The organism is Micromonospora sp. B006 (assembly GCF_003408515.1).
In the GTDB taxonomy this organism is placed as follows: Bacteria; Actinomycetota; Actinomycetes; order Mycobacteriales; family Micromonosporaceae; genus Micromonospora; species Micromonospora echinospora_A.
This window is the reverse complement of sequence record NZ_CP030865.1, coordinates 6,396,161-6,408,444: the sequence shown is the minus strand read 5'-3', so window position 1 is coordinate 6,408,444 and position 12,284 is coordinate 6,396,161. Positions and strand designations below refer to the sequence as shown.

General features: G+C 72.5%; 9 protein-coding genes. 2 read left to right on the top strand and 7 right to left on the bottom strand.

What is annotated here, in order from left to right:
• Position 1: 1 nt before the first annotated feature.
• The 7 genes from eccD to MicB006_RS28635 all read right to left on the bottom strand — a co-directional run bounded on the left by eccD (position 2) and on the right by MicB006_RS28635 (position 10,718).
• Positions 2–1,411: a type VII secretion integral membrane protein EccD gene (gene eccD, locus MicB006_RS28670; protein ID WP_116510295.1), complete on the bottom strand. Its 1,410-nt coding sequence runs from the start codon at positions 1,409–1,411 to the stop codon at positions 2–4.
• 13 nt (positions 1,412–1,424) lie between these two features.
• A complete protein-coding gene (gene eccCa / locus MicB006_RS28665; protein WP_116510293.1) occupies positions 1,425–5,384 on the bottom strand; it encodes a type VII secretion protein EccCa in 3,960 nt (1,319 codons plus the stop codon).
• Positions 5,381–5,779 carry a hypothetical protein gene (locus tag MicB006_RS28660; RefSeq protein WP_116510291.1) on the bottom strand — a complete coding sequence of 133 codons (399 nt, stop codon included), beginning with the start codon at positions 5,777–5,779 and terminating at the stop codon, positions 5,381–5,383. The genes eccCa and MicB006_RS28660 overlap by 4 nt, the downstream gene beginning before the upstream one ends.
• 2 nt (positions 5,780–5,781) lie before the next feature.
• Complete coding sequence (locus tag MicB006_RS31900; RefSeq protein WP_161565974.1) at positions 5,782–9,042, bottom strand: hypothetical protein; 3,261 nt, start codon at positions 9,040–9,042, stop codon at positions 5,782–5,784.
• 42 nt (positions 9,043–9,084) lie between these two features.
• Positions 9,085–9,933, bottom strand: a complete 849-nt coding sequence (locus MicB006_RS28645; RefSeq protein WP_225980552.1) for a hypothetical protein — start codon at positions 9,931–9,933, stop codon at positions 9,085–9,087.
• Positions 9,934–10,055: 122 nt separating this feature from the next.
• The gene (locus MicB006_RS28640; protein ID WP_116510285.1) at positions 10,056–10,358 is read right to left on the bottom strand and encodes a WXG100 family type VII secretion target; all 303 of its coding nucleotides are present in this window, start codon (positions 10,356–10,358) and stop codon (positions 10,056–10,058) included.
• A gap of 39 nt (positions 10,359–10,397) precedes the next feature.
• Positions 10,398–10,718: a WXG100 family type VII secretion target gene (locus MicB006_RS28635; RefSeq protein ID WP_073829923.1), complete on the bottom strand. Its 321-nt coding sequence runs from the start codon at positions 10,716–10,718 to the stop codon at positions 10,398–10,400.
• Positions 10,719–10,972: 254 nt separating this feature from the next.
• Between MicB006_RS28635 and MicB006_RS28630 the strand changes: the two genes are divergently transcribed.
• Together MicB006_RS28630 and MicB006_RS28625 are read left to right on the top strand one after the other, a co-directional pair.
• On the top strand, positions 10,973–11,383 hold the full coding sequence (locus MicB006_RS28630) for a YbaB/EbfC family nucleoid-associated protein (RefSeq protein ID WP_073829924.1): 411 nt from the start codon (positions 10,973–10,975) through the stop codon (positions 11,381–11,383).
• Positions 11,380–12,264, top strand: a complete 885-nt coding sequence (locus MicB006_RS28625) for a WXG100 family type VII secretion target (protein WP_116510283.1) — start codon at positions 11,380–11,382, stop codon at positions 12,262–12,264. Before MicB006_RS28630 ends, MicB006_RS28625 begins: the two co-directional genes overlap by 4 nt.
• Positions 12,265–12,284 lie beyond the last annotated feature (20 nt).

Genomic DNA, 12,284 nt, shown 5'->3' with positions numbered 1-12,284 from the left:
GCTACCCGAACAGTCCGCGGGCCCAGGCGTAGAGCCCCAGCACCTGGGCCAGCACCGGCAGCACGGCCAGCCCGGTGGCGACGTCCAGCCCGCCCGCGGTGTACTCCCAGAACGGCAGCATGCGCCGCGGCCACGGCCGCAGCGCGGCCATCACCAGCGGGACCAGGAGGGCGACGAGCCCGCCGAGCAGGACGTACCGGCCGGCCGGGGCGAGCGTGTCGGAGAACATCAGGGCCACCATGAGGTAGCCGACGGTACCGGCCGCCACCAGGGCGATCCGCTGCCAGAAACCGAAGAAGGTACGCGAGCGCAACAGGATTGCACTCGATGTCACGAGCACCAGCGTCCAGCCGGACCAGCCCGGGACCTGCATGGTGTGGTGCAGCAACACCGGCAGGACCAGCGCGGAAGCGGTCATGCAGGCGGTCAGGTAGGTGTCCGCCTCGTCGGCCCGCGCCTTGACCAGGTCGGAGTCCTCCGGCTCGATGTCGTAGGACATGTCGGCGCCGGTCTTGGGCAACTGCGGTCCGCGCAGCCGGGCCAGCTTCACCGCCGCCCGGGGCGCGATCACGATCAGCACGAGGATCACCGAGACGGCGACGGCGGAGACCTCCGGCGCGGTGAGCTGGAAGCCGGCGCCGGACAGCAGCACGAGCACCACCATCGCGGCGGTCAGCGCGACGATCAGCAGCGGGGCGAACGGCATGACCGGCGTGACCGTACGCTGCGCGACGAGCAGGATCGCGGTGACCGCGACGATCGCGACGGCCGAGGCCAGCGCGGCGTCGGCGTTCCAGGCGACGCCGTCGGGGTCGCCGTCCACGGCGCTGGACGCGGCGACCGCCGCGAAGAACGCCGCGCCGCCGCCGAACAGCAGCGGGAACGCGCCGTCGGTCTGCTGGCGCGCGCTGACCATCGCGGCGGTGAACAGACCGGCCGCGAGCACCGCGCCGCCGATCACCTGGGGCAGCACCGGACCACGATCGACGAGTACGGCGGCGAGCAGCCCCATCGCCACCAGGGAGAGCACCAGGAACAGCACCCGGCGGTACTCCGGCTGCCACCGGTCCGCGCGCCGGTTCACCACGGTGGCGACACCCTCGGCGAGATCGTCGAAGTCGAGTTCGGGCAGCGGATCCTCGGCCGGGCGCAGGTGCAGCTCCTCGCCCTCCAGCCAGTCCAGGCTCTCCGGCGTGCCGGACAGCTCGAACGGCGCCTGGCCGAGACGTTGCAGCACCCACGACTCGTCCGGCACGTCGCCGTCCGGTACCCGGGCCAGGTCGGTGGTGTGCCGCACGAGCAGCGGCATCAGGTTCGCCACCGGCATCCGGGCCGGCACGGCCAGGTCGGCCCGGCGGGCCGGTCCGACCACGGTGATCCGGCACAGTTGGTCGTCAAGCGCTGCGCTCACCAGCGAGCCTCTCTCATCGGGCCGTGTCCGACACGAAACCGGTCTGCATCAGACGTACGCCGCGCCGGGTGACGAGCTGGGCGCGCCCGGGCGGCAGTTGGCGGGCCTTCGCCTCACCGAGGAACTTGCCCTCCTCCTTCGGGTAGGAGAAGAGCGTCGCGGGCGTACCCAGCTCCCACATCCGCCGGATCACCGGGTCCATCATGGCCCGCATCGCGCCGGAGGTGCTCCGGGCCACGATCACGTGCAGGCCGATGAAGGTGCCCTGGGCCAGCAACGGCAGGAGCGGGTCGAGCGTCGAGCCCATCCCGGTGCCCTTTGTCATCAGGTCGTAGTCGTCCACGATGACGAACAGCTCCGGCCCCTCCCACCAGTCGCGCTTGCGCATCCGCTCCGACGAGACGTCCGCCCCCGGCAGCCGCCGGTTCATCGAGACCGACGTCTGGCCGGCCAGCTCGAACATCTTGTCGCCGGTGAACGCGAAGCCCACCTGGTACGCGGCGCCGATCGCGGTGTCCAGGTCGCGGCGGGAGTCGCCGAGCACGACCTTCGCCCGCTCCGGCGGGTAGTGCTGCTGGATGGCCCGCAGCACGAGCCGGAGCATGTTGGTCTTGCCGGTCTCGCTGTCGCCGAACACCAGCATGTGCGGGGTGGCCATGAAGTCGTGCCAGACCGGGGCGAGACGCTGCTCGTCCTGGCCGATGACCACCTTGAACTCGGACTCGGGCGGCGGCAGCGTCTCGACCATCAGGTGCGCCGGGAGCATCCGTACCGGCGGGGCGGTCGGACCGGGCCAGAACGTGCTGATCTCCTCGACCACCGACTTGGTCGCCTCGGCCAGGTCGCCCACCGCGGAGCTGCCGTCCATCCGGGGCAGCGCGGCCAGGAAGTGCAGCGCGCCCTCGGTCAGGCCGCGGCCGACCTGGTTCGGCACCGTGGCCGCCTTGCGGGAGCCGTGCTCGGACTCCATCGCGTCGCCGAGCCGCAGCTCCAGCTTGGTGCCGAGCAGGTCCCGCATCCAGGTGCGCAGCTCCGACCAGCGGGTCGCGGTGACGATCACGTGCACGCCGAACGACAGGCCGCGCGAGGCGAGCTCCTGGAACTTCTGCTCCAGTTCCTGGAAGTCCTGCTTCATCGTGTACCAGCCGTCGATGACCAGGAAGACGTGCCCGAAGCTGTCCTCGATCGCTCCCTCGGTGACCTTCGCGAGGTAGCTGGACATGGAGTCGAGCCCGTGCCGGGCGAACTCGGCCTCCCGCTTCTCCATGACCTGGAGGACCTCTTCGACGGTCCGGACGACGCGGTCGCGTTCCATCCGCGTCGCGATTGAGCCGACGTGCGGCAGGCCGGAGATCGAGGCGAGACCGCCACCGCCGAAGTCGAGGCCGTAGAACTGCACCTCCCGGGGCGTGTTCGCCAGCGACAGCGCGAGGATCAGGCTGCGCAGCAGCGTCGACTTGCCGCTCTGCGGCGCGCCGGCGATGCCGACATGGCCGTCCGCGCCGTTGAGGTCCACCACCAGCAGCTCGCGCAACTGCTCGGCAGGCCGGTCCACCACGCCGACCGGCACCCGCAGACCGCCCTGGACCTGCAGGTCGTCGATGGTCATGCCGCGGACCGGGTCGGGCAGCACGCTCGGCATCAGCGAGTCCAGGCTGGGCGCGCTGGACAACGGCGGCAACCAGACCTGGCGGGCCGGCGGGCCGGAGCCGGCGAGCCGGTCCAGCAGCACCTCGACCAGGCTCGGCCCGCCCGCGTCCACGGCGGGCTCCTCGGCCTGCTCGACCGGGCGGTCCCGGCCGGGGTCGTGGCGCGCGGCGACCTGCCGGGTGGTGAACGGCACCACGTCGGCGGTCAGCTCGTCGTCGGCGTCGACGACGCCACTGAGGCGGCCGCTTCCGGTGTACGCGCCGGACACGTACGCCGCCTTGAAGCGCACCAGGTTCGTGGTGTCGACCTTCAGGTAGCCGTTGCCGGGCTCGGGCGGCAGCTCGTACGCCGCGCCCACGCCGATGACCGACCGGGACTCCATCGAGGAGAACGTGCGCAGTGCCAGTCGGTACGACAGGTGTCCCTCGACCCGGTTGATCCGCCCCTCGTCCAGGCGCTGCGAGGCGAGCAGCAGGTGCACGCCGAGCGACCGGCCGAGGCGGCCGATGGAGACGAACAGGTCCATGAACTCGCTCTTGCTGGACAGCAGCTCGCTGAACTCGTCCACGATGATCAGCAGCACCGGGAACGGCACGAGCTGCGCGCCGTTGCCGCGCGCCTTCTCGTAGTCGAACAGCGAGGCGTAGCCGCTGGCGCGCAGCATCTCCTGCCGCCGGGTCATCTCGCCGTTGAGCGCGTCCTGCATCCGGTCGACAAGCGGCAGCTCGTCGGCCAGGTTGGTGATCACCGCCGAGGTGTGCGGCAGCTTGTCCATGCCGAGGAACGTGGCGCCGCCCTTGAAGTCGACGAGCACCAGGTTGAGGATCTCCGAGCTGTGCGTCGCGGCCAGGCCGCAGACGAGGGTACGCAGCAGCTCCGACTTGCCCGAGCCGGTGGCGCCGATGAGCAGCCCGTGCGGTCCCATGCCGCCCTGCGCGGACTCCTTCAGGTCCAGCTCGATGACCTCGCCCTCCTCGGTGACGCCGATCGGCACCATGAGGCGGTTGCGCTGCGGGGTCCGGGTGCGCCACAGCGCCTGCACGTCGAAGGTCATCGCGTCGCGGATGCCGAGCAGCGTGGTCAGCTCGAAGCTGGTGTCCAGCGGCTCGTCGGAGACGTCCAGGGTGCCGCTGGTCCGCTTCGGCGCGATGATCCGCGCGAGCGCCTCGCACTGGGTCTCGTCGAGCCCGTCGCGCTTGGCCGTGCCGGTCGTCGCGCCGGCCGGGAACTCCACCACGTCGTCGGTGACGGTGAGCCGCAGCACCTTGGGGCCGCCGGGCATCGCGCCGGTCAGGTCCAGCAGCACCACGTTGCGGATGCCCGCGCCGAGCAGGCGGGAGCTGTCCGGCAGGTCCACCAGGTGCGCGACGATCACCAGGAACGGCTCGCTCGTGGTCGGCTTCACGGCCCGGTCGTGGTCGCCCCGGTCGGTGATCTCGGGGCCGAGCATGTCCATCAGCGCGTCGTGGCTGCCGGCGAACATCCGGACCGGGCCCGCCGCGTCGTACGCCGTCGGGTGCGCGTTGTGCGGCAGCCACTTGACCCACTCCCAGGGGCCCCGGTGCACCTCGGCTGCGAGCACGGCGATCCGCAGTTCGTCCGGGGCGTGGAAGGTGGCGAGCTGCGCCACCATGGCGCGGGCCAGGTCGATGGCCGGGTCGATGGCCCCCTCGAACTCGACGCTGGTGAAGCTCGGCAGGCCGACGGAGGTCGGGATGCCCGACACCGTCCGGTACGCCTCGGAGAAGCGCCGCAGCGAGATCGACGACAGCGGTTCCAGATCCTCGATCGGCTTGGTGGACGGCGGGTTGAACTTGAGCATCGCGGCCTGCCGGCCGAGACCGATGCGGACCCGGCCGAAGTCGTCGTGGCTGGGCCGCCGCTCCCACAGCCGGCTGCCCATCGCGATCGACCAGAGCCAGCCCGGCTGCGGGTTGTTCCACAGGACGTGCCGGCGCTGCTGGTCGGCCGCGTCGCGGGCCTGCTTGCGCAGCTGCCCGATGTAGCGCAGGAAGTCGCGCCGCTCGCCGCGCATCTTGCGCTTGCGCTCGGAGGCCGCCCGGCCGATCTGCATGACGCCCATGAGCAGCATGCCGCCGGCCATCGCGCCGCCCATCACGTACATGATCGGGGCGCGGTTGTAGAGGCCGAACATGGCGAGCATCGCGCCCATGCCGAGGCCCATCGGCACGACCATCGCGAAGGAGCGGAAGTCGAGCGGGGCCTCCTCGGCCATCAGCGGCGGCTCCTGGAGCTCGATCGAGCCCTCCGGAGCCTCCGGACCGGTGGCGCGGGGCGGGCGCTTGACGGTGACCGTACTCATCCGAGCCTCCCCACCCCGGTATCGTCGCCGCCCCAGGCGGCGTTCTCCTGGCGCAGCAGCTTCACGGCGTACCGGTCGTTGCGGTAACGCTCGGCCACCTTGACGTCGTCGTCCTCGTCGGCCTGGCGCTTCTTCTCCTTCTCCGCCCGCTCCTGCTCCTCCTTGCGGCGGCGGTCCTGCTCGGCCCAGAACGCCTCGGCGCGTTCGGCCTCCTCCTTCTCCGCCGTGGCGAGCGCCTCCATGAACTCCGCGTCGCCGGCCCCGGGCTCGCCGCACCGGCGCATCTTGTCCAGGTCGGCGCCGAAGAAGTCGAACGTGCCGTCGGCCGGCCGGGGCGCCTTCGCGGGCGCGACCCGCCGCCACACGGCACGCCGCGGCCCCGGTGTCTCGGACATGGTCACCTTTCCGGGCCCTGGTCGGCGGGCGCGCCGGTCAGCCAGTCGGCGTCGCTGAGGTCGTCCCACCCGGCCTTGTCGTCCGGGTCCTCGTCCGGCCGGACCAGCGGGACGTGGTCGTCGGCGGGGCGGTGGCGGGTGTCGCCGTCGCCGCCCCAGACGGCGTCGTCCTCACGCAGCTCGACGGTGCTGTCGGCGCCGTCCGCGGGCTCCCGGTCACCGTCGCGTCCGGAGCGGCGCCGCAGCGCACCGGCCCGGGCCGGGTCGTCGGGGTCGGTGGACGGCGTCGCGGCGCCGCCCGCCTGAGGGTTCCGGCCGGCGACACCGACGCCGACGGCGGCCAGCCCGAGCGCGCCGGGGAGCACGACGGTCTCGACGTCCACCACGGGTACGGCGACGCCGGTCCTCCGGCGCGCCTCGTCCGGACCCGCGGCACCCGCCTGGCCGGGCTGCCCCGCCTGGCCGGGCGGGTTCGGCGGGACCGGCTGGGTGGTAGGGGTGGGTGGGCTGCCCGGCGTCGCCGGGCTGGGCGCGTTCCCCGGTCCCGTCAGCGGCCCCGATCCGGCCGGCGCTGGCCGGCCGACGATCACCGGAGCCGCCGGGGACAGGTCGACCACAGTCGGCAGCTCCGCCGCCGTCGGCGGCGCGACCACCTCGGGTACGGACGCGCCGGGCGGCTCGACGCCGTCGGTGTCGCGCGGCTCCCCCACCGCGACGTCCGGCACGGCCGGAGGGCCGGCGGGCGCGGCCGGGTTCTCGGCGACGGCATCCGGGACATCCGCGTCCGGACGGACGACAGGCGTGGGCTCCGGTGCCGGGCCGGACACGTCGCCGTCCGGCGTGGAGCCGCCGGGGGCCGTGCCACAGTCCGCCGCTGCGCCGTCCGCGTCCGGCGAGCCGTCCCCGGGTCCGGACGGGGTCCGGTCGACCCCGTCCGGGCGGACCGGGCCGGACGTATCGGGCCTGGCCGGCGGTGCGGTCGCCTGGCCGCCCGGCGGGCCGGGCAGCGGCGGCAGCGCCCCGATGCCCACCGGCGTCGTCTCCGTCCCACCGGGCAGAACCGCCGCCTCGGGTACGGCGACCCCGCCGGTGGACGAGTCACCGGCGACCGGCGGCGGCACATCCGGCGCGGACCGCACCGGCGTCTCCAGTCCCGTGCCGCCCGCTCCCGCGCCCGACGGCGCGTACGGCGCTCCGGTGTCCGGGGCCGGCGGGCTCCAGTCGCCGGGATCCGCCTCGATCAACCCGGAGGCGTCCGGCGCGTCCGGCGCGCCGCCACCGGGAGTACCCGCACCGGGAGCGCCTGGCGCTCCGGGCATCATCGGCATGCCCGCCGGCGTCGTCGCCACCGGCGAGTCGATGCCGACGCCCGGGGGAAGCTGAGGCCCGTCGACGCCGCCGAGCCCGTCGCCACCGGCCGGCGCGCCGCCGGACCCGTCCGGCACACCGGCGTCGACGGCGGGCCGCCAGTCGTCGGCGTCGCCGCTGACCAGCCCTCGGGCGTCGGGCGACTCGGTCGCGCCGGAACCGTTCGCGCCTCCCGCCGGGCCCGGCATGCCGGGCATGGCCGGCATCGGCGCGCCCAGCCCGGCGCCGCCGGACGACACACCGGCCGGGGCGCCGGGAACCTGCACGCCGTCGAACCCGGGCGACTGCCAGTCGGCCGCGTCCCCTTGCACCAGGCCCTTGGCGTCCGGCGCCTCGGGAGCACCGGGGGCGCCACCGCCACCGGCGCCGGGAGCACCGGCGCCGGGCATGCCCGGCATCATCGGCGACTGGAAACCGCCACCACCGGGCACCGCGCCACCGGGGGCGGCCGGGATGTCCACGCCGCTGATCGCGCCGGGAGTGAAGTCCTTGCCGTTGCCCAGCAGCCCGTTCGCGTCCGGTTTCTCCGGCAGGCCAGGGCTGCCGCCGGCGCCGTTGCCGACGCCGCCGGGTGAGCCGAGTCCCGGCACGCCGGGCGAGGTGAACCCACCGCCGGCGGTGCCCCCGCCGACTCCGCCCCCGAGCTTCGGACCGCCGACCTCGCCCGGACCGGAGAACGACGGCGGCTTCACCGAACCGCCGCCGGCCGAGCCGCCGCCGAGGTTGGCCGAGCCGGGTGGCTTGATGCCCGGCGGCACGACCGCGGGCAACCCGCCCGGGACGCCGCCACCGCCGAGACCACCGCCGCCCGCGCCGATGCCGCCCGGGCCGTTGAACACCGGGGCGTCGAATCCGGGCAGCCCGCCGCCGGCGCCACCTCCGCCCGGGGTGGGGCCACCGATCTCACCCGGGCCCGAGAACGACGGTGGGGTGAGGTTCCCCGGACCCTGGCCGGGGCCCGGGCCGCCGATGCCGCTGAGGTTCGGCGGCGTGATCGTGGGAACCGTGATGTTCGGCGGCGCGGTGAAGGGCGCGGTGGTGATGCCGCCGATGGGGGGCGTGGTGAACACCGGCGGGGTGAGCGTCGGGGGCGCCGACAGGTTCATCGTGGTGATGTTCTGCGTCGGGAACGGCGACGTCGTCGGCATGCTGATGCCGGTCGTCGGCATGGTGACCCCGGCCGTCTTCGCCTTGTCGGTGGTGATCCGGTACTGCTCGGCGACCGTGTGGACGACCTCGGCCATCTGCTGCGCCATCGGCTTCTCGTACTCGGTGCCACTGATCGGCACCGGGCCGCTGCCGCTGCCGACGCCGTTCTGGGAGGCGATCGTCGCCCAGGCGCCGTCGAGGTAGGCGATCGTCTGCTGGGCCCAGGAGAGGTGGTTGGCGGCGTCGTAGAGCTGCGACGGCAGCGACGTGAGGTTCGGCGAGGAGTTGATGGCGTTCGCCGCGGTGGTGGAGTCCGGAACCTTGCCGCCGGCGAGGTGCTCGGCCTGCTTGCCGAGCAGGTCCGCGTAGAAGTTCATCTTGTCGCGGAACGCGCTGGCGGCGGGTCCCTTCCACGCCTTCTCGTCGCCGACCATGGAGGCGACAGCGGTACGGAGGGTCTGTTCCAGCCAGATCAGCAGGTCCTGCGTCGCCTGGAAGGCCCGGGCCGCCTCGACCACCGACGCGACGTTGACGCGCGAGGCGGCGTACTGCAGTCCCGCCTCGCTGAACACCGCGGCGCCGCCGTTGACCGCGGCCTCGAGCTTGCGCCAGCCCCGGGTCTCGGTCGCCCAGGTCCGGTAGTCGTACAGGTCACCGACGGGAATCACCTTCGGCGGGAAGGTTCCTGCCTCCTCCGCCGGGTCGTTCCACCCGTCGAGTTTGCTCTCACCGAGACCGTTGCCCATGCCCCGTCCCTCTTCGCGAGCGGCGAGAGCCGCTCGCCCGCGCTAGTTGCCGTCGGTCTTGATGATCTTCTGGCCGTACGTGCTCAGGTTGTCGAGGCCCTTGAAGGAGTCACCCATGACCTCGGTGAGCTTCTCCGTGGTCAGCGAGTTCAGCTCTTCGAGGTTCTTGTACTGGGCGGCCATCTTCAGCAGGGCGTGCTGCACGGCGAGGAGGGCCGTGTTCATGTCGACGAGCATGTCCTTCGTGTCGCCCTTGACGCCGCCGTCCTGGGCGGTCGCCCCGACCACCGCCTGCCGCAGCACCTCCGCGCGGGCGAATGCGCCGGGCCGCGGGTCGACCGCGTTCAACTGGTCCACAGTGGTGAGAAGGACGTTCCCGGGACCGGTGATCCGGCCCAGCACCTCGTTGGCGAACCACTCCAGCGCGGCGGTGTTCACGGCCACGCCACTGGTCGAGGCGGTGTCGCCCTTGAACGTCGGATTGATGCCCGGCGGGGTGAAGCCCGAGTTCGTCGGCGTCTTCGTCTCGTCGATCCAGTCGGGCTTGTCCGTGAACGCGGGCGGCTTCACGTTCGACGGGTCGGTGATGTTGGCCTTGTACTCCTTGACGAGGTTCCGCCAGCCGTCGATGTCGAGGACGTTCTTGTCGTACCACTCGCGGGCCTCGATCCACTCCGGGTGCTCGGCGCGGACCTCGTCCTTCCACCTGTCGAAATCGACACCGGTACGCCGGTTCTGGTGCTTGTTGTAGAAGGCCATCCAGGAGTCGTACGCCGCCTGAGTGGTGCCTTCCGGCTTCCCGATGGCGGCGTCGCCCATGCCGTAGGCGTTCATCGCGGCGATGGCTTCGGGGCTGGCGTATCCCCAGTCAATGCGGGCCAAGGAACTCACTCCACTCGGTTGTCGACGGCGGGACGAAGGCGCAGACCCCAACGGCCCGGGTCGTCTAGCTCACCGGGCCGGGGACGGACGACGGGACTGCCGCACCGCGTCCGCGGCAGCCGCCCGGCGGATCAACCGCCGCGGACGTCGTTCCAGATCATGGCGTGGCGCTGCTCGGTGGTGCCGTAGTTGTCCGAGATGCGCAGCAGCGTTTGCCGGGCCTGCTCCAGGTAGCCCACCATCGAGTCGGCCGCCTGGTTCCAGGCCGCCTTCGAGACGTGGTACTGCTGCTGGGCGGCGCCGGTCCACTCGGCGAGGCTCGCCTCGACCGTGCGCTCCATCTCCTCCAGCGACGTCTGGATCTGGCCGTTGATGCGGTGCATGTCGGTCAGCACGGCGTCTGCCTGCACGAAGTCGAAGGTGTAGTTGGACACGTCAGTCCTCTCGGGAGATCAGGGGTTCGGGGGTACGGCTCAGATGCCCGGCAGGGCCGCGCCGAAGGAGTTGGCCACGCTCGACGCCTCGTCCTCGGCCGCCTGGTAGCCCTTGGTGGTCACGCCCATGACCTCCAGCATGTTCAGCAGCTCGTTGATCACCCGCTGGAACGCGTTCTCCCAGTTGTCCATGGCCTGGTTGAAGCCCTGCGACGCCTGGCCGGTCCAGGAGGAGATCAGGACGGCCATCTGCCCGTTGACCGCGCGCAGCTGGCCGGTGAATTCGGTGGCCTTGTCGGAGAACTCCTGGGCAGCCCGCTGCATACCCGCTTCGGTGGTGCTGACGGTCGGCATCGTCACGGCCGGACTCCTCGTGTCAGGGAAAGGTGGCAGGGAAGAGTGTTGATCCGCCGCCCCGTGCGGGCGCAACTCCGTCGCGCCGCCATGTCCGAACGTCACCCAACATTGCACGGCAGCGCCCCCGCGCCCGGCGGCCACGGCCGGGAGGCCGGGAAAAGTGGTTGCACTTTCATGCACTGATCCCCGATCCGAGTTCCGGCCGCCGGACCGGCGCGTCTTCACTGGAGCGCGCGACGTCGAGGGAGTGGTCCGGCTTGAACTACAGCGAGCGCATCGAAGGCCTGTTCCAGGAGTACGAGCGGCAGCGCAACAGCCTCACGGAGATGCAGGCCCGGATGAGCGCGCTCTCGGCCACCGCGTCGTCGCCGCGGCGCGAGGTGAGCGTCACAGTGGGCCAGAACGGCGTGCTCACCGACATCCAGTTCCCCTCGGGCGCCCACAAGCGGCTCACCACCGCCGACCTGACCCGCCTCATCCTCGACACCTACGCCGACGCCAAGGAACAGGTCATGAACCAGGCGGCCGACCTGCTGGCGCCGATGCTCCCGGACGGTCTCGACGCCCACAAGCTGGTCCGGGGCCAGGCCGGCGCCGAGGCGTTCCTGCCGAAGGAGCCGCGCATGGTGACGAGCGTGCGGGAACTCCTGACCCGGGGACCCGAATGACCAGCAACAATCCCGGCGGCCGGCTGTGGGTCGACCCGGACGGTGTGGAAGGGCTCGGCAAGGCGTACGAGTCGCACGTCCGGCTCTACGAGAGCTACCTCGCCCAGGTGACCGCGCTGCGCGCCCGGTACTCCAACGCCTGGGGCGACGACGACATGGGCAAGGAGTTCTCGGAGAAGTTCCTGCAGGGCATGGACAACCTCGAAGCGATCATCGGCGGCGTCAAGGGCACCCTGCACTACACCGCCGAGGGCCTGAAGGAGAGCGGCCGGGCGTACCGCGAGGCCGACGAGGACGCCGCCGACGTCAGCCGGATGCTGGCCAAGGACTTCGACGGCCTGCGGCGCCCCGCGTACCCGACCCGGGCGACGGTCTCCGGCGACGGGCCGGAGCCTGCCGCGGAGGGTGAGCCGCGCCGGCCTCATCTGCTGTCCCGCCGCCGGGCGGTCGGCGAGCCGGTCGCCGAGCAGGCCAGGCTCCTTCCGCGGCAGCAGGGCACGCCGCTGCTGCCGGTGGAGCCCGCCGAGCCGCTGATCCCGCTCACCGCCGCCCAGCCGGCCATCTCGTCCTACTTCTCCAGGCCGGAGTACGCGACCGCGCACGTCGGCGGCCGGCCGCTGCCCGACGGGTACCGGCTGATCGCGCTCAACCCGTTCGAGGACGGCAGCACCCGGGTGGACGCGAACCTCTACGACTCGATCACCCCGCTGGCCGGCACGCCCGTCACCACCCCGGACGGCAGGGCGATCAATCCCGGACAGGGCCGGTTCTTCGTCGTCAAGGAGAACCCGGCCGCCGACCCCACCGTCCCCGGCTACCAGCCGCTGTACCTGAGCTACGCGCCGGACGGCACGCCGACACCGATCATCCCCGGCGTCTGAGCCACCACCACCCGCCGCCG